24 protein-coding genes, 1 tRNA gene and 1 pseudogene are annotated in these 20,530 nt (G+C 58.0%); 11 read left to right on the top strand and 15 right to left on the bottom strand.

What is annotated here, in order from left to right:
- Nucleotides 1-4 precede the first annotated feature (4 nt).
- The 3 genes and pseudogenes from BFQ00_RS01805 to BFQ00_RS01795 all read right to left on the bottom strand — a co-directional run.
- Nucleotides 5-461 (bottom strand): annotated as a pseudogene (locus BFQ00_RS01805) (integrase arm-type DNA-binding domain-containing protein); the annotation flags it as partial.
- Between the two features lie 158 nt (nucleotides 462-619).
- Nucleotides 620-696: transfer RNA gene (locus BFQ00_RS01800), tRNA-Met, on the bottom strand.
- Nucleotides 697-919: 223 nt separating this feature from the next.
- Nucleotides 920-1,471, bottom strand: a complete 552-nt coding sequence (locus BFQ00_RS01795) for an RNA polymerase sigma factor (RefSeq protein ID WP_065888063.1) — start codon at nucleotides 1,469-1,471, stop codon at nucleotides 920-922.
- Nucleotides 1,472-1,736: 265 nt separating this feature from the next.
- Between BFQ00_RS01795 and BFQ00_RS01790 the strand changes: the two genes are divergently transcribed.
- Genes BFQ00_RS01790 through sctU form a run of 11 tightly spaced genes read left to right on the top strand, consistent with a single transcriptional unit; the run spans nucleotide 1,737 to nucleotide 11,883 of the window.
- Complete coding sequence (locus BFQ00_RS01790; RefSeq protein ID WP_065932450.1) at nucleotides 1,737-2,801, top strand: HrpJ domain-containing protein; 1,065 nt, start codon at nucleotides 1,737-1,739, stop codon at nucleotides 2,799-2,801.
- Entirely contained in the window at nucleotides 2,798-4,891 is a 2,094-nt protein-coding gene (gene sctV, locus BFQ00_RS01785; RefSeq protein WP_065932449.1) for a type III secretion system export apparatus subunit SctV, read from the top strand. The genes BFQ00_RS01790 and sctV overlap by 4 nt, the downstream gene beginning before the upstream one ends.
- A 37-nt stretch (nucleotides 4,892-4,928) precedes the next feature.
- On the top strand, nucleotides 4,929-5,828 hold the full coding sequence (locus BFQ00_RS01780) for an FHA domain-containing protein (protein ID WP_170827525.1): 900 nt from the start codon (nucleotides 4,929-4,931) through the stop codon (nucleotides 5,826-5,828).
- Nucleotides 5,825-7,183, top strand: coding sequence for a FliI/YscN family ATPase (locus BFQ00_RS01775; protein ID WP_065932448.1), 1,359 nt, complete (start codon nucleotides 5,825-5,827; stop codon nucleotides 7,181-7,183). The genes BFQ00_RS01780 and BFQ00_RS01775 overlap by 4 nt, the downstream gene beginning before the upstream one ends.
- A complete protein-coding gene (locus BFQ00_RS01770; RefSeq protein WP_065888059.1) occupies nucleotides 7,170-7,598 on the top strand; it encodes a type III secretion system stalk subunit SctO in 429 nt (142 codons plus the stop codon). Before BFQ00_RS01775 ends, BFQ00_RS01770 begins: the two co-directional genes overlap by 14 nt.
- Nucleotides 7,595-8,059: a type III secretion system HrpP C-terminal domain-containing protein gene (locus BFQ00_RS27530; RefSeq protein ID WP_083208145.1), complete on the top strand. Its 465-nt coding sequence runs from the start codon at nucleotides 7,595-7,597 to the stop codon at nucleotides 8,057-8,059. The genes BFQ00_RS01770 and BFQ00_RS27530 overlap by 4 nt, the downstream gene beginning before the upstream one ends.
- Complete coding sequence (locus tag BFQ00_RS01760) at nucleotides 8,056-9,069, top strand: FliM/FliN family flagellar motor switch protein (protein ID WP_065932447.1); 1,014 nt, start codon at nucleotides 8,056-8,058, stop codon at nucleotides 9,067-9,069. Before BFQ00_RS27530 ends, BFQ00_RS01760 begins: the two co-directional genes overlap by 4 nt.
- Entirely contained in the window at nucleotides 9,066-9,719 is a 654-nt protein-coding gene (gene sctR / locus BFQ00_RS01755) for a type III secretion system export apparatus subunit SctR (protein ID WP_065896526.1), read from the top strand. The genes BFQ00_RS01760 and sctR overlap by 4 nt, the downstream gene beginning before the upstream one ends.
- A gap of 7 nt (nucleotides 9,720-9,726) precedes the next feature.
- Nucleotides 9,727-9,990: a type III secretion system export apparatus subunit SctS gene (gene sctS / locus BFQ00_RS01750; protein ID WP_065888055.1), complete on the top strand. Its 264-nt coding sequence runs from the start codon at nucleotides 9,727-9,729 to the stop codon at nucleotides 9,988-9,990.
- A 10-nt stretch (nucleotides 9,991-10,000) separates the two neighbouring features.
- The gene (sctT, locus tag BFQ00_RS01745) at nucleotides 10,001-10,789 is read left to right on the top strand and encodes a type III secretion system export apparatus subunit SctT (RefSeq protein ID WP_065888054.1); all 789 of its coding nucleotides are present in this window, start codon (nucleotides 10,001-10,003) and stop codon (nucleotides 10,787-10,789) included.
- Nucleotides 10,786-11,883: a type III secretion system export apparatus subunit SctU gene (gene sctU / locus BFQ00_RS01740; protein WP_065888053.1), complete on the top strand. Its 1,098-nt coding sequence runs from the start codon at nucleotides 10,786-10,788 to the stop codon at nucleotides 11,881-11,883. The genes sctT and sctU overlap by 4 nt, the downstream gene beginning before the upstream one ends.
- Here the strand turns inward: sctU and BFQ00_RS01735 are convergent, their stop codons facing one another.
- The 12 genes from BFQ00_RS01735 to ychF form a co-directional block, all read right to left on the bottom strand.
- Nucleotides 11,884-12,234 carry a transcriptional regulator gene (locus BFQ00_RS01735; RefSeq protein WP_065888052.1) on the bottom strand — a complete coding sequence of 117 codons (351 nt, stop codon included), beginning with the start codon at nucleotides 12,232-12,234 and terminating at the stop codon, nucleotides 11,884-11,886.
- 11 nt (nucleotides 12,235-12,245) lie between these two features.
- The gene (gene hrpT, locus BFQ00_RS01730) at nucleotides 12,246-12,449 is read right to left on the bottom strand and encodes an HrpT family type III secretion system protein (RefSeq protein ID WP_065888051.1); all 204 of its coding nucleotides are present in this window, start codon (nucleotides 12,447-12,449) and stop codon (nucleotides 12,246-12,248) included.
- Nucleotides 12,446-14,587, bottom strand: coding sequence for a type III secretion system outer membrane ring subunit SctC (gene sctC / locus BFQ00_RS01725; RefSeq protein ID WP_065932446.1), 2,142 nt, complete (start codon nucleotides 14,585-14,587; stop codon nucleotides 12,446-12,448). The genes hrpT and sctC overlap by 4 nt, the downstream gene beginning before the upstream one ends.
- Nucleotides 14,580-14,993 carry a hypothetical protein gene (locus BFQ00_RS27525; RefSeq protein WP_083208144.1) on the bottom strand — a complete coding sequence of 138 codons (414 nt, stop codon included), beginning with the start codon at nucleotides 14,991-14,993 and terminating at the stop codon, nucleotides 14,580-14,582. Before BFQ00_RS27525 ends, sctC begins: the two co-directional genes overlap by 8 nt.
- The gene (locus BFQ00_RS01720; RefSeq protein WP_065888049.1) at nucleotides 14,994-15,212 is read right to left on the bottom strand and encodes a hypothetical protein; all 219 of its coding nucleotides are present in this window, start codon (nucleotides 15,210-15,212) and stop codon (nucleotides 14,994-14,996) included.
- 68 nt (nucleotides 15,213-15,280) lie between these two features.
- Nucleotides 15,281-15,898, bottom strand: a complete 618-nt coding sequence (gene sctL, locus BFQ00_RS01715; protein ID WP_065932445.1) for a type III secretion system stator protein SctL — start codon at nucleotides 15,896-15,898, stop codon at nucleotides 15,281-15,283.
- A 2-nt stretch (nucleotides 15,899-15,900) separates the two neighbouring features.
- A complete protein-coding gene (locus tag BFQ00_RS01710; protein WP_242527109.1) occupies nucleotides 15,901-16,482 on the bottom strand; it encodes a type III secretion protein in 582 nt (193 codons plus the stop codon).
- A complete protein-coding gene (gene sctJ / locus BFQ00_RS01705) occupies nucleotides 16,451-17,257 on the bottom strand; it encodes a type III secretion system inner membrane ring lipoprotein SctJ (RefSeq protein WP_065888046.1) in 807 nt (268 codons plus the stop codon). Before sctJ ends, BFQ00_RS01710 begins: the two co-directional genes overlap by 32 nt.
- 6 nt (nucleotides 17,258-17,263) lie before the next feature.
- Nucleotides 17,264-17,617 carry an EscI/YscI/HrpB family type III secretion system inner rod protein gene (locus tag BFQ00_RS29860; protein ID WP_242527108.1) on the bottom strand — a complete coding sequence of 118 codons (354 nt, stop codon included), beginning with the start codon at nucleotides 17,615-17,617 and terminating at the stop codon, nucleotides 17,264-17,266.
- Between the two features lie 114 nt (nucleotides 17,618-17,731).
- On the bottom strand, nucleotides 17,732-17,932 hold the full coding sequence (locus tag BFQ00_RS01695; RefSeq protein WP_065888045.1) for a hypothetical protein: 201 nt from the start codon (nucleotides 17,930-17,932) through the stop codon (nucleotides 17,732-17,734).
- 176 nt (nucleotides 17,933-18,108) lie between these two features.
- A complete protein-coding gene (locus BFQ00_RS01690; RefSeq protein ID WP_065888044.1) occupies nucleotides 18,109-19,035 on the bottom strand; it encodes a sigma 54-interacting transcriptional regulator in 927 nt (308 codons plus the stop codon).
- Nucleotides 19,036-19,427: 392 nt separating this feature from the next.
- Complete coding sequence (gene ychF, locus BFQ00_RS01685) at nucleotides 19,428-20,528, bottom strand: redox-regulated ATPase YchF (protein WP_065932443.1); 1,101 nt, start codon at nucleotides 20,526-20,528, stop codon at nucleotides 19,428-19,430.
- Nucleotides 20,529-20,530: the final 2 nt, after the last annotated feature.

Here is a 20,530-nt window from a genome sequence, read left to right as displayed (position 1 = left end):
GCTTCAACCTTTTCCAGGGACGCTTTCCGAACACCGGGAAGACTGGCCGCGCCAGGTGGGAGATGATTCGCTTCGCGGTGCCCGCATCCCAGTTGGTGAGACGTGAGGCGTACCACTCTCGTGCTAGTGGCTCGAATGTCTCGCCAGCGATATCCCTCTCTGCTTTCTTGCGGGCTTGTTTGGTAACGATCGGTTTTTTTGCCGTCGGCGGCGTCGGTACGCAATTCGGCAGGCTTCTGCCTGGCGAATGATCCGCTCACCTCGGGGTAACCGCCAAGCCCAAGCCATGACCACTTGCCGTCAGGCTTCTTGTAGCGAAGCTGCCAGGACTCTTGGCCCTCAGGATTCAGGGGGAAATAAAGGCCGCTCCCGTCCAGCTCGCGATACTCGTTGGCATCAGGCTCTAGGCCGGCCAATGCGGTATCGGAAAGGGGGCGGCGTTTTATCTCAGATAGCTCCATTTGGACTTGCATCCCCTCGGTTCAATTATTTGTCGAGGATACACGGAGGGAGGGTATGGGGGGATAAAAGGAGATATAGCCAGAAACAAGAAAGCCCGCACGAGGCGGGCTTCTTGAGGTGGTTTAGAGACTCACGTAGACATCTGTAAACCGGTACTTGGTGGCTACACAGGGACTTGAACCCCGGACCCCAGCATTATGAATGCTATGCTCTAACCAACTGAGCTATGTAGCCAAGTGGCGCGCATTATTCGCGTAGAACGGGAATGCGTCAAGGGCTTTTGTTAAGTTTTTTTCTACGCTTTCAACTGTTTAACGAAAAACAGGCTAAATGGCGACGAGTGGCGGGGTGAACGGCGGTGGGCTTTTCAGGCTGCGGTCTTTTGCCGCCGCTTACGTAAAGCGTCGGTCGAGTTGGGCAGATATCCTTTTCGCCCAACGTTTTTCATAGCGAGGGCTTACGGCTGCGGCGGGTTGTGGGTCACGCGTTTAAGTTGTTCGCGCGCCCGTGACAAGCGTGAGCGTACGGTGCCGATGGGAATGTCCAGCGCATCGGCGGTGTCCTGATAGCTACCATCGGTTTCGAGCGAAGCGTATAGCGTCTTGCGCATTTCCACCGGCAGGTGGTCGATGGCGTTCAGGGTTTTTTCCAGGCGTCGGTTGACTTCAAATTCCCAATCCAGGCTGTTGCGTTCCTCCTGACCATGCCACAACGATTCATCGAACTCGCAATGCACGGGTTTGGCATACATGCGCCTGAAGTGGTTGCGGATCAAATTCTGAGCGATCCCGCACATCCAGGTGCTGAGCGTGGCCTGGCCGCTGAAGCGTTCTCGGTTGCGCCATGCTTCCAGGTAGGTCAGTTGCAGCAGGTCGTCCGCGTCTTCGGGGTTGAGCACGCGTTTATGAATGAAACGTCGCAGTTTCTTTTGCTGGTCGTCCGTCAGTTGAACCATGAACTGAGGCGAACTGCCGACGAGGTGAGCGAGATCACCAATAGGTATTTTCATGTTGTTTTTCCTCCGGAAAGGCTCGATCGAAATGGTTTCGATAGGAACCCCTTTTGCACTGGCTGTGCCAAACGGGAAAAACACATAACTAGTTGATTTATATAAATATATATTCTTGATCGTACAGCTGTTTGTGCCGTAACTTGCAAAAGGTTCGATGTGGATGTGCAAGTATTTTCATGCCCATCGGCTTGAAACGTTTTGATGGAACTGGACCGCAGCGGCTTGCCACATAGGGACACAAACTTCCCATTCTGGCCCGCCCATGAAAGTCGAATCCTTCAACGATGTGCAGCAGATCCAATCCCTGGACAAGCCCAGTGTCAGCACTGTCGAAGCGCCAAGCCGTTCGCTGGCCCTGGATGACATTGCGCAGATTTTCGCCGAAGAAGTGACACTTAATGCGCAAGCCCTGGGCCTGCGATCCATTGGCGCGAAAGTTTCGCCTGTGGCGGAGTTCGTGCATCTATATGAACAACTGGGTCACCCTGGCCAAACCACGCTGGAAACCATTGTTCGCCGGCTTCGGTTCGAGTTGCTGCGCAAGCCCACGGTCGAAAAACTGGTCAGCCTTGCCGGCAGTGATCCCGCTCGTGCCTTCGTGGTGCTTGGGCTTATCGCCAGCGAAGCGAAGACCAATGGATTGAGGATCGAAGAGGACCTGGCACGCGGCGCGCTCAGAGAGCTCAAGCGTGATTTCGGCGGCCCGATCCAGGCAGGTCTGAATATCGCCCTGGCATTGAAACAAGCCAGCGCCGACCCGCAGGAGCGTCAGGACGTGCGTGCGCTCTATTACGCCTCTGTGGTCGTGCGCCAATCCTTGGCGTTGATGCTGCAAACACTGTTGAAAATGTACGGCCCGACGGAGTTTTCCAGGGGCGTCGGCCTGATGACTCAGGCGCTGAACGGTGACATCGCAGCCCACACACAGTCTGTGCCCACGGAAAAATTGCGTCTCCTGCTCAAAGGGTTGGGCGAGTGTCGCGAGTTGCGCTCGGTGCTGGGCAACTGCGAGGCGTTGATCCAGCGCCTTAACGTTGAACAGAATGCGGTGGATCTGTTGCAGCGTTTTCTGGGCTACGCCAGTACCGGCATCGATTCGGCCGAGGTGCAAAGGCTGGCCAGTGAATTTGGCGGCACGCTGCTTGGTGCCCGGCTGCGTTCACTCAACGAATTGTCCAGGGAGATAAAGGCCCTGCCCCTGGCCTGGTGGCTTGATGCTCAATCCCAGGCCAGCGCCGTGAAAGCCTTCAAGGACGTGATGCTTGAGTGGGCCCGCGAAGAACGCGGCCCCCTGAAATTCCCCGGCGAGACGAGGACGTACGGGTGACACTGCTGTCGTCGATCAATGGCGTGCTGCTCAAGGTGGCGCGGCGTGCCGAAGTGCTCGGCGCGGTGGTGGTCATGGCCATCGTGTTTATCTTCATTGTGCCGTTGCCCACCTGGCTGGTGGATATCCTGATCGCGTTGAATATCTGTATTTCCTGCCTGTTGATCGTACTGGCGCTCTACCTGCCGGGGCCGTTGGCGTTCTCGTCGTTCCCATCGATCCTGCTGCTGACCACCATGTTTCGCCTGGCGTTATCGATTGCCACCACGCGCTTGATCCTGCTGGAGCAGGACGCGGGTGACATTGTGGAAGCGTTCGGTAATTTCGTGGTGGGCGGCAATCTGGCGGTGGGCCTGGTGATCTTCATGATCCTGACCATCGTCAACTTCCTGGTGATCACCAAGGGGTCGGAGCGGGTCGCTGAAGTGGCCGCCCGCTTCAGCCTGGATGCGATGCCGGGCAAGCAGATGTCGATTGACAGTGACTTGCGCGCCGGGCTGATCGACGGTGCACAGGCGCGGGACAAACGTGAGCAGCTATCGCGCGAAAGCCAGTTGTTCGGGGCTATGGACGGGGCCATGAAGTTCGTCAAGGGCGACGCCATTGCCGGTTTGATCATCGTGGTCATCAACCTGCTGGGGGGCTTCTCGACCGGGATGTTCCAGCACGGCATGAGCGCAGGCGAGTCGATCGCGCTGTATTCGGTGCTGACCATCGGTGACGGCCTGATCGCGCAGATTCCCGCGCTGCTGATCTCCCTCACGGCCGGCATGATCATCACCCGCGTGGCGCCGGACGGGCGCAAGGGCGTCAGCAACATGGGCGCCGAAATTGCCCGGCAAATGACCAGCGAGCCCAAGAGCTGGATGATCGCGTCGGTGGGCATGCTGGCCTTTGCCACGCTCCCCGGCATGCCCACCGTGGTGTTCATTCTGATTTCGATGATGACCGGTGCCCTGGGCTACTACCTCATGCGCCAGCGTCAGCGCGAGGAGGCCCCTGCGGCGGCGGACGAGAAAGCGGTGCGTCCGGAAGAGAACGGCAGTGAAGACTTGCGTGGCTTCGACCCGTCACGGCCGTATCTGCTGCAATTCAACAGTCAGATGTTCGGGGCCCCGGAGGTCATCGACATCGTGCAAAAAATTCGTCAGGCCCGAAATGCGCTGGTTGCCAATATCGGCTTGACGCTGCCGCCGTTCGAAGCCGAGTTCAGTGAGTCACTGGCTGTCGATGAGATGCGCTTTTGCGTGCATGAAGTCCCGGTCGTGACGGCAACCTTCAGTGACCGTGTCGCGGTCGAGTACGCCGCCCTCGCGCAGCCTCCGGACCGGGGCGAAAGAGGACTGCCTGAACGGGACGAAGCCGATTGGCTGTGGCTCAGCCCTGATGATCCGTTGCTCGACGATCCGCAGGTCGAGCGTTTCAGTGCCCACAGCCTGGTCATCGAACGCATGAAGCGGGCGATGTTGCTTAGCGGGCCACGGTTTCTTGGCATCCAGGAAAGCAAGTCGATCCTCAGCTGGCTTGAACACAACCAGCCGGAACTGGTGCAGGAGCTGCAACGCATCATGCCGCTTTCACGTTTTTCTTCAGTGCTGCAGCGCCTGGCGGCCGAGGGCGTGCCATTGCGTGCCGTACGGTTGATCGTCGAATCGCTGATCGAGTACGGCCAGCATGAGCGCGAACCGGATGCCCTGGCCGATTACGCCCGTATCGCGCTCAAGTCGCAGATCTTTCACCAGTACAGCGAGGCCGATGGCCTGCACGCGTGGCTGCTGTCGCCGCACACCGAGAACATCCTGCGCGAAGCCTTGCGCCAAACCCAGAGCGGCGTGTTTTTCGCCCTCGATAACGACAGCAGTGCTGCGCTGGTCGGCCTGCTCAACCAGGCGTTTGCACTACGGCCGAAAACCAAGAGTGTGCTGCTGGTGGCCCAGGACCTGCGCAGTCCCTTGCGCGCGCTGTTGTTGGATGAATTCAACCATGTGCCGGTGATGTCGTTCGCCGAGCTGGGGAGCAATTCCAAGGTAAAGGTCCTGGGCCGATTCGACCTGGGTCAGGACGAGCTGCTGCGCGGGGCCGTGGCATGAACCCTTTATTGATATGCCCGCCGAGGGTGGCCCCATGATGTTCGAGCTGCGAGTGCTGGATGGCTTGCACCAGGGCGCCGCGCTGCCGTTATTTGGCGAGCAGTGGAGCCTGGGCGCCAACCCGGACGCTGATCTGTTGTTGAGCGATCCCGAGGTCGTCGAGCATCACGCACGTTTGCGCTTGGCCAATGATCGTTGGTCGGTGCAGGCCGAAGCCGGACTCATCAAAGACAGCGATGGGCAGGTATTGGCGCAGATCGGCGAGCTGGCGCTGAACACGGTCTTCTTGATCGGCTCCGTTCGCTTGTGTGTCAGCCTTGCCGATCAGCCCTGGCCTCCGGCGCCCGTGGCTGTACCGCCGTCTTCCGAGCCTGGGGGGCAGGCCCCGCTGGCGTTGAAACTGTCATCGATTCCATCGTCCCAACAAAAGCGTTTGCTCAGCCTGGCCCTCGCGTTTGCCGTGCTCATGGCGGCGGTCGGCATTATTTTCAGTGGAGAGCGCAATGCTCAGGCATCGCTGATGCCACCGGTGATTCAAAAGCCTGAACTGGCCTCGCCGTTCGAGGTGCGCCAGCAGTTGTTGAAGATGCTCAACGATCGGGAATTAAGCCAGCGGATCACTTTGCAAGTGATCAATGGGCAAGTTGCGCTCAGTGGGGACGTTTCACAGGACGATGTGGATCTGGTCGCGCGCATGCTCAGCCGTTTCGGCGAGCAGTTCGATAGCGCAGTACCGGTGATCAGTCGTGTGCGCGTGCGGGATGGAGCCCTGCCCTTCAAAATTGTGCAGATCGTGGGCGGGCCCAATGGTCACGTGGTTCTGGAGGAGGGCAGCCGACTTTTTGTCGGTGATGAAGTGGACGGCTTGCGCCTGGTGCTGATCGACAACAGCAAGGTGGTCTTCGATGGCGTACAGCGTTATGAGGTGCGCTGGTGAACGCGCAGTTGCAAGCGCGCCTCGACGCCTGGCAGGAACGCCAGGCGCGCTCGTTGGCCAGTTTCTCGCCTGTAACAATGCGGGGCCGAATCCAGCGCGTAAATGGCATGTTGCTGCAATGCCGGCTGCCTCAGGCGCGCATCGGTGATTTGTGTCAGGTGGAAAAGAAGCCAGGCGACTACATGCTGGCGGAGATCATCGGTTTCGATCAACAGGACGCCGTGCTCAGTGCCTTGGGCAACCTTGAAGGGGTGCAGGTGGGGGCCGGCGTGGAGCGTCTTGGGGTCTCGCATCGGGTGCAGGTCAGCGCGGCATTGCTGGGACAGGTGCTGGATGGTTTCGGCCGGCCGATCACGGGAGAAGGTGTCAGTGCGTTTGTCCAGACGCACGTGTCTGACTCAAGCGCAGTGTTGTGCGAGGCACCGTTGCCCACCGAGCGACCACGCATCAACCGCGCGCTCGCCACCGGGGTGCGTTCGATCGACGGCTTGCTGACGCTGGGCGAAGGCCAGCGTGTAGGCCTGTTCGCCGGGGCGGGCTGCGGCAAGACCACACTATTGGCCGAGATCGCCCGTAACGTTGATTGCGATGTCATCGTGTTCGGCCTGATTGGCGAGCGGGGCCGGGAGCTGCGTGAATTCCTCGATCATGAACTCGACGAGCAACTGCGCGCCAAAGCGGTACTGGTGTGTGCAACGTCCGATCGTTCCAGCATGGAGCGGGCACGTGCAGCCTTTACGGCCACCGCGTTGGCTGAAGGCTTTCGGCGCAAGGGCAAACGGGTATTACTGCTGATTGACTCCCTGACCCGTTTCGCCCGCGCCCAGCGTGAAATCGGCCTGGCCGCCGGCGAACCCCTCGGGCGCGGCGGCCTGCCGCCTTCGGTGTACAGCCTGTTGCCGCGCCTTGTAGAGCGCGCCGGGTTGACCCGCGAGGGTGTGATCACTGCGATCTATACCGTACTGATCGAGCAGGACTCCATGAACGATCCGGTAGCCGACGAAGTTCGCTCGCTCCTCGACGGGCATATCGTTCTGTCCCGTAAGTTGGCCGAGCGTGGGCACTATCCGGCGGTGGATGTACTGGCCAGCCTTTCGCGAATCCTGAGCAACGTCGCCGAGCCTGCGGATATCCAGGCGGGTACGGCCTTGCGACGGTTGCTGTCGGCCTATCAGCAGATCGAACTGATGCTCAAGCTGGGCGAATACCAGCCTGGCAGCGATGCGCTGACTGACCTCGCCGTGGACAGTCGCCAGGCTGTCGATGGTTTTTTGCGCCAGGACTTGCGTGAGCCCGCACCGATGGAAACCACGCTGAGACACCTCAAGGAGCTGACCGCCGATGTCCCATTCTGACGTGCTGCTCGGTGAAGTCGAGACGCTGCGTCGCCTGCGCCGACACCGGGCTGACCGGGCCGAGCGTGCGCTGCGTGAAGCGAAGCGGGCCCAGCAGGCTCTACTTGCGCATATCCAGCAGGCTCAGGATGCGCTTGAGCGAACCCGGCAGGAGGAGGCGCAGCAGAGTGCTCAATTGCTCAACCAGCACCAGGGGCAGGTTATTACCTTGCAGGCCCTGAAATCCTGGGGAAGACAGGAGCGTTCATTGTCTGCCAATACCCAGCGCGAAATGGGGCAGCTAGAGGCATTGAGGGGGCAGCGCGAAGAAAAGCAAGCCAGCGTCGGCAGTGCCCAGAAACACGTCACTGAATGCCTGCGGCAGGTTGAAAAGCTCCAGGAATTATCCCTTTTACTGGTGCAGGAGCCGACATGACCCAGGTTTCTGATAAACCCGCTGAGCGTCCACGCCTGCGTGAAACACGAGAGGACCGTGAGTCTGGAACCGTAGGCGTGGCGCCTGCGGAGTTGACGCGGTTGTTTGCTCAGCTGTGGACTGATGCAGGTGACGGTGAGGGTGCTGGTGCGAAGGCCTCACGGTCGGCGACGCAGCGTTCAGGCAGTGCGGCCATGATCGAGGCGCTCACCGAACAACTGACGCCTCGTATGCAAGCCGTCTCGCAGTGGCCGCTTCAAGCCACGTTGTATTTGCCTCGTCTGGGACGAATCAACGCCCGCGTGCGCCGCGAACAGGGCGCCTGGAGTATCGACCTGGAGGCGCAGGAGGATGCGACGGCGCGTTGGCTCAGCGGCGTGCGCAAACCCTGTGAAGATCAGCTCGCAGCGGCGCTGGGGCAACCGGTCAGCCTGCACCTGTCCACTGTCGGCTGCGCATGATAATGCGGCCGCTGAGTTTGCGTTCGGTCAAGAGCGACACGGTTGCGGCGCGTCATCAACTGGGCCGTGGCCTTTGCCTGCCGTTTCAGGTGGGCGGACAACGGGGGCAATTAAGACTCGAACCGGGCCGTGCTCCCGCGACAGGCGAGGTCATGTGCCTTGAAACCTCGTGTGGTGTGCTGGCGCTCGCTGAAGCGGCGCCGTTGCTCAGCCTGTTGGGTGAATGCCCGGTGACATTGGCCCCGTCCGGCAATGATCCGAACTCCTGGTTCTGGGCGCTGTTCCAGCATCACCTGAGCCCTCAGATAAGAGCGCTGCTGGGTTATGTGCGGTTGCTGGAGGCCCCGCGGCCCAAGGCATTTGGCTGCCGACTCACTGTGGCGCTGGGGGCGGCCCGGGTCGAGGGCTATGTGTGGCTGCTCCCCGAAAGCTTCCTGGCGCTGTGCGACGCCGGGCCATGGCGTACCACGGCCGGGCCGCTGCCGCCGGCGTTTCCATTGGTCATTGCGGTGACCCTCGGGCGTTTGCAGTTGCCTATTGAGCAAGCCCGCAGCCTGGGGGCCGGCGATGTGGTGCTGCTTGAGCAGACGTTTTTTCGTGCCCAGGGAGATGGCTACCTACAGGTGGGTACTCAGCGTTTGCATGGATGCATCGACGATAACAGCGGGCCGTTGTGCCTGACCCTTACTTCAATCGAGGAAGCGTCTGTGGACGAAGAATTCATAACCCCCCACTATCCTGGGGACGAGGAGGGCGAGCCCGTGGTGGATGTGTTCGGCCACGAACCGTTCGATGAGCTGAGCATGGCACTGAACGTGCGCTGCGGCACGCTGAACCTGACCCTGGGCGAGTTGCGCAACCTCGCGCCGGGTGCGGTGCTGGGCATTGCCGGTTATGCGCCGGGGATGGCGGGTCTCTATTACGGTGATCGGCCGATTGGCCAGGGCCAGTTGGTGGAAGTCGACGGGCGCCTGGGTTTGCAACTGTCCCGTGTGATGTTCGGGCGATGACATTTCAGGGGATAGATCCCCTCGTCCTGGCTGTATTCGTCGCCGCGTTGTCGCTGATGCCCATGCTGTTGATCATCTGCACATCGTTCCTGAAGATCGTCATTGTGTTGATGATCACCCGCAATGCCATCGGCGTTCAGCAGGTGCCGCCGAGCATGGCCGTCAACGGCATCGCGCTGGCGGCCACGCTGTTCATCATGGCGCCGGTCGGTTTCGACATCGCCGAGACCGTCAAGGTCGCCCCTCTGGACACGAGCAGCTTGACGATGTTTCTACAGACAGGGCATGAGGCCATCCAGCCGTTGCGCGCATTCATGCTGCGTAACGTGGACCCTGACGTGCTGACGCATCTGCTGGAAAATACGGCGCGCCTGTGGCCTCCAAAAATGGCGCAAGAGGTACAGCGCGAAGACCTGATCCTGGTGATCCCGGCATTTGTGCTGTCGCAACTGCAGGCGGGGTTCGAGATCGGCTTCCTGATCTATATTCCCTTCATCGTCATCGACCTGATTGTCTCCAACCTGCTGCTCGCGCTCGGCATGCAAATGGTCTCGCCGATGACCATCTCACTGCCGCTCAAACTGCTGTTGTTCGTTATGGTGTCCGGTTGGTCGCGCCTGCTGGACAGCCTGTTTCTTTCCTATCTCTGAGCGGCTTATGGAACCGATCGTACTGTTCAAGCAAGGCATGTTGCTGGTCGTGGTGTTGTCGGCACCGCCGTTGATTGTGGCGGTGGTGGTGGGTGTCATGACGTCGCTCGTACAGGCGCTGATGCAGGTCCAGGACCAGACGTTGCCTTTTGGTATCAAACTGGTGGCGGTGGGAATCACGCTGATCATGACCGGGCGCTGGATTGGCGTGGAGCTGATCCAGCTGATTAATCTGACCTTCGACATGATCGGCCGCTCGGCCCTGAACTGAGGTATCGCCAGTGCTGTTGTATCTTGAATACCTGCCCAGCCTGCTCATCGGGATGGCGCGTATTTATCCCTGCGCCATCTTTGTGGCCGCGTTCTGTTTTCAACATATACGCGGCAGGCTTCGGGCCACCATTGTGATGGTCATGGCGCTGCTGCCGGCGCCGGGTATCCATGCGGCGTTGGAAGGGCGGGATTACTCGGCGTTGGTATTGGGCGGGCTGGTGCTCAAGGAAGTCGCCCTGGGATTGTTGCTGGGGGTACTGCTGTCCATGCCGTTCTGGTTGTTCGAGGCGGTGGGAGCGTTGCTGGACAACCAGCGCGGCGCTTTGGCCGGTGGCCAACTCAACCCTTCGCTGGGGCCGGACGCCACGCCGATGGGGCATTTATTCAAGCAACTGGCGATCTTCCTGCTGATGACTACCCTGGGGTTGGGCGCGTTGACCCAGTTGATCTGGGACAGCTACCTTATCTGGCCTCCCACCGTGTGGTTCCCGCTGCCAGCGGCGAATGGCATGAGCCTGTTTGTCGACCTGCTGGGCGACACCTTCACGCACATGATGCTCTATGCCGCCCCCTTCATCGCGGTGTTGCTGTTACTGGAATTCGGCATCGCGCTTTTGGGCGTCTACAGTCAGCAGCTACAAGTCAGTACGTTGGCGCCACCGGTCAAATGCCTGGCAGGCGTCGGTGTCCTGCTGCTCTACTTTGCGCTGCTGCAGGACCTGATCGTCGGACGCATGGGCCTGCTGGGCGACCTTAAACACTCGCTCGGATTTTTGTTCAAGGCGCCGTTGTCATGAGCGACTCGGGCGAAAAAAAACACCCGGCGTCAGCCAAGAAGCTGCGCGACCAACGCAAGAAAGGCCAGGTCGCGCAAAGTCAGGATATTGCAAAGCTGCTGGTGCTGACGGCCATCAGCGAGATTGCTCTATTCACCGCCGAGACCAGCCTGCAACGTTTCCAGCAATTGATCCTGCTGCCGATGTCGCGCCTGTCTCAGCCCTTTACGCGAACGTTGGAAGAAGTCCTGTTCGAAGGCCTGGTGGTGTTTTTCTCATTCGCCCTGTTGATGGTCGGCGTTGCGATTACCACGAAGCTGGTCAGCAGTTGGATGCAGTTCGGCATGCTGTTTGCGCCCGAGGCCTTGAAGTTGGATTTCAATCGACTCAATCCGCTCAGCCAGGTCAAGCAGATGTTCTCTGCCCAGCAGTTGATGAACCTGTTGATGAGTGTCGCCAAGGCCTGCTTCATTTCGCTGATCCTGTATGTGGTGATCCGCCCTTCATTGGGTACGTTGATCAACCTGGCCAACAGTGATCTGCAGAGTTACATCCTGGCGTTGATTGCGTTATTCCGCCACCTGTTGCATGTGTGCCTCGGCATGTTGCTGGTGCTGGCGCTCATCGACCTGGTGCTGGTGAAGCACTTTTTTGCCAAGCGCATGCGTATGACCCAGGTGGAGGTCGTAAAAGAGTACAAGGACATGGAGGGCGACCCTCACGTCAAGGGCCAGCGGCGTTCGCTGGCCTATCAACTGGCGCAGGAGGAGCCGAAGGTCAAGCTGCCCAAGCTGGAGGAGTCCGACATGCTGGTGGTCAACCCGACACACTTCGCTGTCGCCCTGTATTACCGCCCGGGTAAAACCCCGCTGCCCTTGCTGGTCAGCAAGGGCACGGATACCGAAGCCCGCAAGCTGATCCTGCGCGCCAAGGCAGCCGACGTTCCGGTGATCCAGTGCGTATGGCTGGCCCGCACGCTTTACACGAAAAAGCTGGGAGCAAGCATCCCCCGCGAAACCTTGCAGGCGGTGGCACTCATCTACCGTACCCTGCGCGAGCTGGATGATGACGCCAAGCGTGAAACCCTTGAGTTGCCGGAGCTTGAGCGGCGCTGATCAGCGGTTTGAGACCCTGTCCAGGGCTTGCAGATTGGCCAGTGACAGCATCCGGCTGAGGATACTGTCGAGCGCGCTGTTTGTGGCGGGCAGCGCGTGCCAGATTACCAGGGCGTCCTGGGCGTCGAGGTAGACAAAACAGCCATTGAACGCCAGTGCCTGCTCAAAACGCCGCTCCAACACACGCTGCAGTTGCCCGGCCTGCACGGCTTCGCAAGCCACCTGCAGGGCCAGCCCCGGCCGCGTTCCTACCTGCAGCGCGCAGACCTTGATCCCGGGCGCCAGTGGCAAGTGAGCGGCATTGCCGCTCACCAGAGAGTCCAGGAATACCTGGCGTTGATTGTCGGGCATGGGTTGAGGCCTCAGCGTTCCAGCGATACCGTCTGGTAATCCGACCGCTCGCCGGCGGGGCCGGGCTCGACACGCATCTGCGGTGGCCACCAGATCACCATCTTGTCCTTGGTCGATTGCGGGCGCGAGCATGAATCACCTTTGCAGGTGGGAACGCAGCCGGTGATGAGCATCGCTGCGCCGATCAGGGTCATGTACAAGAGTCTGAGTTTCATGGCGTAGCCTTCTGGGCAGGAGTAATCAAGGAAGGGCGCGGCACACTGAGGTGTTCGTCCTTCACCACGGGACGCATGGCGATAAAGACTTCGGCCTCTTCACCTGGCTTGAGCCAGGCGTGCGGCCACACGGTGACCGCCAGGGTCTGCGAGTTGCTGCATTCCTTTTCGTCGATACGTACATTGCGTTTGAACTGATTGCGCAGCACCACGACCGCCACGTTGTATTCCGGGCCGGCGAACCACTGGCTGCGTTCGTTGTTGAGTGCCAGCAAGTCACGGGTGCTGCACAAGGTGTTGAGCCCCAGCGGCATCGGCGCTGCTTTGAAGGCCTTGGGCACTTCCCCGCTGACCAGGCGTGCCAGGGTACTGATGATGTCACTGCGCTTGATCACCGGCTCATGGGGGGAATAGCGCCTGGCCAGTGGCGTGAGTGCGGCTTGCAATTCGGCCTGGTCGGCCTGCGGCAGATAGCGCGACGGGTCGTCCTGGTCGCCGATGACCCGCGGTGTGAGGATAAACAAGCGTTCACGCCGGTTGTTCTTGCGTTCGGTCGACGAAAACAGCGCCTTGCCCAACAGCGGAATATCCCCCAGCACAGGGATCTTGTTTTGTTTGTCGGCACTCTCGGTGACATGGAAACCGCCGACAACCAGCGAACGCTTTTCCTGTATCACGGCCTGGGTGCTGACCTTGCCTCGGCGTACGTCAAGGTGGTCAGGGTTGCGGTCAGGGTTGCTCTCGTCGAAATTACCGTCTTCTATATCCACCGCCAGATGGAGCTGGTTGACGCCGCGGCTGGTGGTGACCCTGGGCACGACCTGAAGACTGGTGCCCACGGTAACGGGCAAGATGGTTACGTAATCTCTGCCGGGGGTGAGGTATTGGGTGCGGTTGAAGTCGATCACCGCCGGTTGGTTTTCCAGCGTCAGCACCGAAGGGTTCGAAACCATGGTCGCCAGCCCCTTGGCTTCCAGTGCGCGGATATCAGCGTAGAAACGGTCACGGTTTCCGATCGACAGCTGCGATGAGCTGCCCGGCGCCATGTTCACGCCGCCCCGAAAGCGGCTGTTCTGGAAGCCCCAGTTCACGCCGAATTCGCGCAACTGCGTGCGCTCGATATCGAGAATGATTGCATCGATCTCGATCAGCTTGCGCGCAACGTCAAGCTGAGTGATCAGCTCACGGTACATGCCCTGGCGTTCCGGCGAGTCATAGATCAACACGGCGTTATTACGTACATCGGCTTCGACGCGTATACGGCTGTTGGACACCGGGGCGCGCGGGGTCAACGTCGGCCCCGGGTCCAACTGCCCTGGATTGCCATTGGCGCCGAACATTTGCCCCAGCAGCGGATTGGCCAACCGAGGTACGTTGGGTGTGAGAGGGGTTGGTTGGGACGTAGGGCGTTGGCTCAGTCCAGAGAGCGACGAGGTGGACCGGGGTTCCAATAGCTGCCGCAAAATCGTGGCAACCCCGGGGACGATGAGCTTCTCGCCGCGGTAATCCACATGACGGTCCGCCGCATTGGCAAACTTCAACGGATAACTCAGCACGCTCAGCTTTTCATCCGGCGAGCGGCGTTGGCTGCTGAACTGCTTGATCTGTTCGATATAGCGTTTGGGACCGGAAACCAGTACCACTCCGTCCTCCGGCAGCTCTCCCCAGCCGAAACGGCTATCGAGCAGGCCGATATCGGTCAGCGCCTGCTTGAGATCTGAAATCGTCTCTGACGAGACCTCCAGGCGTGCGGACTCCTGTTGATCCAGGGTGCTGATGTGAAGGGTGTTGTTGTAGAGGTACCATTGAAAACGGTGCTCGACGCCCAGCCTGTCCAGCATGGATTGCGGGGTGTTAGCGCGGATCTTGCCGTTGACGTCCCCCTCCAGCAGGCCCTCGATCTGCAGTTGCGTGCCAAAGGTCTGGGCGAAGTCTTCGAGTACCTCGCGCAGAGGTTTGTGTTCGGCCTCGTAGGCGTAGGCGGTGTTTTTCCATTCGGCGGGGATGGCCGCAAGGGCACTTTGCACCGGGGCGAGCAAGCAGGCGAGCGCGAGCAGGCATGCCAGTTGGGGACGTCTGGATGAAGTTTCAGACAAGTTGGGGCCCAAGCTGTTGTGCTTGTAAATGTTGTTATACATAGGTGTTTCCCTGATTACGCAACAACGAACGTAGCGAAGTAGGTCTGAGTGGATGGGCCGGCTTGTTCAGGCGTGCGAAGGTGGCACGCCAGGTATCGCGTTGGTTGAGCAGAGATTCGATACTGCGCTGCAAATCCTGCTCGTCGCAGGGCTTATACAAGCAATGAATCAACCAGAGTTCACCACTGGCTGGGCATTGAGCGAGCGCACCCTGATAGTGAGCCAGGCTGATCGCTCCCTGTCGCATCCAAGTTGCCAGCGTTGATTTATTCGGCGCTTGATGGGTCAGTTGAGCACTTAGCAGTATGGCGTCGGAACAGTGACGTAAGATAATTTCGTCATCGCTCTCGAATAAACTGAGTTCCCCGGAGCCACTCTTCAAATACTCCGCAAGTGATTTTTTCACTTACTGTGCGCTGTCCAGGCCGGACTTAAGTAACATGAAATTTACGCGGGTTTGCTCATTGACGAGATATTCGGTTTTACGCTGTTTTGCGATAAGTTCGTAAAACAAAGCGGTGTCTTCTTCTGAACCCGAAAAGTTTTCGGCTGCATAGTTTACTTCCCTGTCAACGAATTTTGCGTCTCTAACAAGCTTGTCTTTAAGGCCATCGAAAAAGTTCATGTGAAATGCCTTTGTGGGTGTGTACTCCTTTATGGCTTTTATTTCGAAATGGTTCCATTTGTAGCTATTTATATGTCATGAAATGTGTCCCTGCCGCTTTCTACCAGGAGGCTTTCATCGTTTTTCATGACGGCGTTGACCATGGATATCCAGTCAATACGAAAATCTCCCTCGTCGGTATTCAATATCAGCGTTTGAGGCTTGATCGTATTTTCCGCGCGTAGCGTCCAGTGAACATCACCGCCGCTGTCGAGGTATTGCCTCACTGTCTCAAGTTCATGTGGATGACAAACCAGTGTCGCCTTAATCGCAGGAATATGGCAGGCCAGCAGTTGCTTGATCAGGGCTCCAATCCGTTGTGTGTGGGGCGTTTCTTCAAGCAAGAGCTGAATAGTCTGGTTGGCAATTGAAGTGGCGTAGTGTTCGAGGTTGTCACACAAGGCCTGGCGCTCGGCTTCCCAGCGCTTGAGCTGGGCATCGGCACGCTGCCATATTTCAAGCCCCGCCTTTTCAAGCAGGTTTTTGCGTTGTTCGTGTGCCTCTCTCAGCAATTGTTTGGCCCCAGCCTTTGCCTGCTCTATCACGTCGCCGGCCTGGGTATAACTTGCCAGGGCTTCGCGGGAGATCAGGCTTCCCGCCAAGGGGGGCGCTCCGCCAGGTGAGTTGATTGTGCGCCGACATAACATTGTTAATCTCCTTGCGCCCATGATTCGTAAGCGCCGTCGCTGTGGCTTGGCGCGCCTATTCGCCAGACCACTGCATGCCAGAGGGTATCGAGACGGCTACGCGAGCCATTGAGCATCAGGGGCTTTTCTTCCAGAAAAAGCACACGCTGGCGAGGGAAACGCAGTCTGATCCGTTGCCAGGTAGCAGCGGTTATCCAGGCGCGTAGCAACCGCAGTGGGTCATTATCAGTCTGCACGATATCCAGGGGCAGAGCCTTGGACAGGCTTTTACACCACAGGAGATGGTGCTCATCCAACGCCGTTGCACTGGCAGGACGGCAGATCCCGTCAACCAGTGCCAGCCCCAGGTCCAGCTGGGCTGCTGGAGCAATTACGAGTTGCAGTAAGGCTGGGTCGGGCATGGGCGGCAGGCAGGGAGCGATACCGTAATGCGTGCCTGTGACTACCAGCCCGCTGCGATGAAGTTCTACAAGCGTTGTATATATATCTGTGCTTTTCCAGTCGTCATGTGCATATAACCAAGGGGCCGCCCACCACTGGGTCCATGCGAGATTACTCATTGCTTGAGTGAACAGGAGCGTCAAGGGATGGCCCATGCGTGCGAGCCGGCGTCATACGTTGCTTTCGCCTCTGCCAGAACATGCCTGCCGACACTATAAATACCAAAGCGAGCAACGAGACCGTCACACTGGTTTGCCAAAAACCCAGGTCATCCCCCGGAACCAGAAAAGGCCCGAAGTAAACCAAACGTTGTTGCTCCAGATAGGCTGTCGCAGGTACGAACACGACTGTTATTTTTTGCGGGTTATCGACCGCCGTGGCCATACCCGGAATGCTACTGGCAACCATCCTGCGAACACGTGCCCTGATGTTGTCGGGGTCGAGCCGCGGATCATGTTTGATGAACACCGACGCGGAGGCCGGTTGCACAGGTTCACCAGGCGCAACGCGTTCGGGTAGAACTACATGTACTCGGGCCACGATAACGCCATCAATGTTCGATAAAGTGGTTTCCAGTTCTTGGGACAAGGCATAGATATAGCGTGCTCTTTCTTCCAGCGGTGTAGAGATCACGCCTTCTTTACGAAAGGTGTCGCCCAACGTAGCGCGTGCTGTTCGAGGGAGCCCCACGGCCTCCAGCGTTCGTACGGCGCGCGCAATATCGGTGACATTGACGACCACGATAACGCCATCTTTTGCGGGAACCTTCGTGGCACGAATATGTTTGTCGGCCAGCTCCGCTATAACTTCATTGGCCTCTTGTTCCGTTAATTGGCGGTGAAGCTCGACACGGTCGCTGCAGGCGCTCAGTAGAAGTGCGAAAGACAGTGTTAAGACAGTAAGCAACGTGCGATTCATTTTTACCTACTGGAGGTTACTGATTTTATCGATGCCCTGAGCGGTTTTACCAACGCACTTCGTTAACATATGCTGAAGCAGCACCGCATTGGAAAGTTGATGCGGGTATTTTCGAGCCTCTATAGATTTATCTTTGCCAGCCAATGCGCGCAGGCTCCTGCTCATGCGATGGGTCAAGGAGTTCAGCGTGTCTGTTGCCTCGGATAACAGGTTCGGTGATTGTGCAGGGCTGGGAGCGCTCGCCACTGGTGAGGGGAGCATCATTGAGTTAAAAAAATCTACATCCGAGCTTAAGACGGGCGTGTCATGCGTCGTTTGAAGTGTACCGAGACCCTTGTCGCGTATGCTTTCTACGATCATAGAACTCCCCTTACTCCAAGCCATGAGTAAACTTATTCGTCGTTGGCAATGACGGTATTGCGTTTGAATTGACTGTCCCGATGCGGCGCGCCGGGACAGTGTATAGGCGTTACTTTATGAAAGTCGGATAGTATCGGTGACGCCTTTTTTACCGTTGGTCTTTTCCGCTTCTGCTTTTTCCATCGCGGTTTCTATGCCATCCCTCCGCTTTTTAGCGTCAATTTGCTTAAAGGCCGCTTGTGCGTCCGCGTCAGAGAGTCCGCCGCCGTAGCCGCCGAACGAGGAGGAACCATAGGGGTTAATTGGGGAAGTCATATTTTTCTCCGTACATAACGTTAGTTTCACTGAACTCGGCGATGCCTGGGTAGTCCGGAACCCTGCCAAAGCCGTTCCATAATTTATGTGGTTCAAAAAATTTATACGTTCCATGCATATTTAGCGGTGGATTTTTAATATGTAACGTTTCTATACCGGGCGCACGACGGGTGCTCTCAGCTCAGCGATACACCCAAGTGTTTCATCCGGTGATAGAGCGTTCTTTTCGCCACCCCCAATTCTGTCGCCACACTGTCGACACAATGGCTGTTTTGACGAAGGGACTGCTCGATCAGCGACTTCTCCATCTGGTGCAGGCGGGCTTTCAGGTTCATCTCTATTGTCTGCCGGCTGGTCACGGTTGTTGAGAGTGGAGGCAGGCCCAATACAAAGCGCTTCGCCGTAGATCGCAGCTCGCGGACATTGCCGTTCCAGGGATGACACAGCAACTGTTGTAACAAGTGGCTGCTGGGAGGGGGAGGGTAGACGAGTTTGAAGTGATCCGCTTCTTGCTCAATCATGTCGAGGAACATAGGGATGATTCTCTCTCGCCGATCCCGTAAGGACGGGAGGTGAATGCTGACGACATTCAAGCGGAAGTAGAGGTCGCGCCGAAAGGTGCCTTGCTCGACCATCTCATGCAGGGCGCGTTGGGCGGATGCTATGACGCGCATATCCACTGGGATGAACCGGGTCGAGCCCAAACGCTCGACTCCACGAGATTCCAACACGCGTAACAGCTTGGCTTGCAGCGTCAGCGGCATGCTGTCGATTTCATCGAGATACAAGGTGCCCAGATGGGCCGCTTCAACGAATCCAGCCCGGGATTGCATGGCCCCCGTATAAGCGCCGCTGTTTACGCCGAACAACTGGCTTTCGGCAAGGCTTTCCGGAATGGCGGCGCAGTTAACGGCAATGAAGTTTCCCTTACGATGGGACAAGTGATGAATATGTTGCGCCAACGTATCTTTACCAGTTCCTGTTTCTCCCAGCAGCAGAATATCTATATCGAGAGCGGCTGTGTTGCTTACAGTCGTTTCGATGCTCGGGTAATCAGAGAAGTTGATGTCTGCTATAAGACTATTCTGATTGAGCGTCGACATATTGATTTTCTCCAATGCGGTGGCCGCAGGATGAGGGCTATTTCCATATGAACTCAGTTAAACAGGATTTTTTTGGAGTGTCATGAACTAGTCAGGACGTTGAATAGCGGGCGGGATCTACGTTGCAGGTAATAAAAAAAAGTTCAAGTCTTACTGGGCGAGTTTGGCCGCTTTAGGTGTAGGGCGAGGCTTAACGTTGCAGGGAATTGTTTTAAAGAGGCGTTTTTGCACTAATTTTTGTGAGCGGATAGTTTCAATTGAATTTTTAAAATTTATGAGCAAATTTCTCATTCATGGAATTTTTTAATCTTATCGTTAGCGAAATTCAGTCGCCCACAAAAAAGCCGATGCAATGCATCGGCTTTAGGTGCGGTATAAACCGCATGTAACCTTTACACGTTGAAGCGGAAATGCATCACATCGCCATCTTTAACGATGTATTCCTTGCCTTCCAAGCGCCACTTACCTGCTTCCTTGGCGCCCGCTTCGCCCTTGTACTGGATGAAGTCGTTGTAAGCGATCACCTCAGCACGGATAAAGCCTTTCTCAAAGTCGGTGTGAATCACACCAGCGGCCTGCGGCGCGGTGGCGCCGACCTTGACGGTCCAGGCGCGGACTTCTTCTACGCCGGCGGTGAAATAGGTCTGCAGGTGCAGCATTTCGTAACCGGCGCGGATCACGCGGTTCAGGCCAGGCTCTTCCAGGCCCAGAGCCTCAAGGAACATGTCCTTTTCTTCGCCGTCATCGAGCTCGGCGATTTCCGCTTCGATCTTGTTGCACACCGGGACCACGATGGCGCCTTCTTCGTCGGCGATGGCCTTGACCACGTCGAGCAGCGGGTTGTTCTCGAAGCCGTCTTCAGCGACGTTGGCGATGTACATCACCGGCTTGGTGGTCAGCAGGTGGAAGCCCCTTATCACCGCTTTTTCGTCGGTGCTCATATTCTTCATCAAGCTGCGCGCAGGCTTGCCTTCGGTGAAGTGAGCGATCAACTGCTCCAGCAGGCCCTTCTGGACCACTGCATCCTTGTCACCACCCTTGGCGTTGCGCGCGACTTTCTGCAATTGCTTCTCGCAGCTGTCGAGGTCGGCGAAGATCAGTTCCAGGTCGATGATTTCGATGTCGCGTTTCGGGTCGACGCTGTTGGAGACGTGAATCACGTTCTCGTCTTCAAAGCAGCGGACCACGTGAGCGATGGCATCGGTCTCACGGATGTTGGCGAGGAACTTGTTGCCCAGGCCCTCACCTTTCGAGGCGCCGGCGACCAGGCCGGCGATGTCGACGAATTCCATGGTGGTCGGCAGGATGCGCTTGGGGTTGACGATGGCCGCCAACGCGGCCAGGCGCGGGTCAGGCATGGCCACGATACCGCTGTTGGGCTCGATGGTGCAGAAGGGGAAGTTCTCCGCTGCAATACCGGACTTGGTCAGAGCGTTGAACAGGGTGGATTTGCCGACGTTGGGCAGGCCGACGATGCCGCAATTGAATCCCATGG

The sequence above is a fragment of the Pseudomonas sp. 28 E 9 genome (genome assembly GCF_900004785.1).
GTDB lineage: Bacteria > Pseudomonadota > Gammaproteobacteria > Pseudomonadales > Pseudomonadaceae > Aquipseudomonas > Aquipseudomonas orientalis_A.
The sequence above is the reverse complement of the archived record's forward strand: the minus strand, read 5'-3'. Positions and strand labels throughout refer to the sequence as shown.

What these genes read in the sequence shown, in the direction of transcription:
- sctC (WP_065932446.1), bottom strand. Translation starts at nt 14,587, where the DNA reads ATGTATAACAACATTTACAAGCACAACAGCTTGGGCCCCAACTTGTCT.
- BFQ00_RS01695 (WP_065888045.1), bottom strand. Translation starts at nt 17,932, where the DNA reads ATGACTTCCCCAATTAACCCCTATGGTTCCTCCTCGTTCGGCGGCTAC.
- BFQ00_RS01780 (WP_170827525.1), top strand. Translation starts at nt 4,929, where the DNA reads ATGTTCGAGCTGCGAGTGCTGGATGGCTTGCACCAGGGCGCCGCGCTG.
- BFQ00_RS01720 (WP_065888049.1), bottom strand. Translation starts at nt 15,212, where the DNA reads ATGAACTTTTTCGATGGCCTTAAAGACAAGCTTGTTAGAGACGCAAAA.
- sctR (WP_065896526.1), top strand. Translation starts at nt 9,066, where the DNA reads ATGACATTTCAGGGGATAGATCCCCTCGTCCTGGCTGTATTCGTCGCC.
- BFQ00_RS01735 (WP_065888052.1), bottom strand. Translation starts at nt 12,234, where the DNA reads ATGCCCGACAATCAACGCCAGGTATTCCTGGACTCTCTGGTGAGCGGC.
- sctJ (WP_065888046.1), bottom strand. Translation starts at nt 17,257, where the DNA reads ATGAATCGCACGTTGCTTACTGTCTTAACACTGTCTTTCGCACTTCTA.
- sctL (WP_065932445.1), bottom strand. Translation starts at nt 15,898, where the DNA reads ATGTTATGTCGGCGCACAATCAACTCACCTGGCGGAGCGCCCCCCTTG.
- hrpT (WP_065888051.1), bottom strand. Translation starts at nt 12,449, where the DNA reads ATGAAACTCAGACTCTTGTACATGACCCTGATCGGCGCAGCGATGCTC.
- sctS (WP_065888055.1), top strand. Translation starts at nt 9,727, where the DNA reads ATGGAACCGATCGTACTGTTCAAGCAAGGCATGTTGCTGGTCGTGGTG.
- sctU (WP_065888053.1), top strand. Translation starts at nt 10,786, where the DNA reads ATGAGCGACTCGGGCGAAAAAAAACACCCGGCGTCAGCCAAGAAGCTG.
- BFQ00_RS01795 (WP_065888063.1), bottom strand. Translation starts at nt 1,471, where the DNA reads ATGAAAATACCTATTGGTGATCTCGCTCACCTCGTCGGCAGTTCGCCT.
- BFQ00_RS01760 (WP_065932447.1), top strand. Translation starts at nt 8,056, where the DNA reads ATGATAATGCGGCCGCTGAGTTTGCGTTCGGTCAAGAGCGACACGGTT.
- BFQ00_RS29860 (WP_242527108.1), bottom strand. Translation starts at nt 17,617, where the DNA reads ATGATCGTAGAAAGCATACGCGACAAGGGTCTCGGTACACTTCAAACG.
- BFQ00_RS01790 (WP_065932450.1), top strand. Translation starts at nt 1,737, where the DNA reads ATGAAAGTCGAATCCTTCAACGATGTGCAGCAGATCCAATCCCTGGAC.
- BFQ00_RS01690 (WP_065888044.1), bottom strand. Translation starts at nt 19,035, where the DNA reads ATGTCGACGCTCAATCAGAATAGTCTTATAGCAGACATCAACTTCTCT.
- BFQ00_RS27530 (WP_083208145.1), top strand. Translation starts at nt 7,595, where the DNA reads ATGACCCAGGTTTCTGATAAACCCGCTGAGCGTCCACGCCTGCGTGAA.
- BFQ00_RS01770 (WP_065888059.1), top strand. Translation starts at nt 7,170, where the DNA reads ATGTCCCATTCTGACGTGCTGCTCGGTGAAGTCGAGACGCTGCGTCGC.
- ychF (WP_065932443.1), bottom strand. Translation starts at nt 20,528, where the DNA reads ATGGGATTCAATTGCGGCATCGTCGGCCTGCCCAACGTCGGCAAATCC.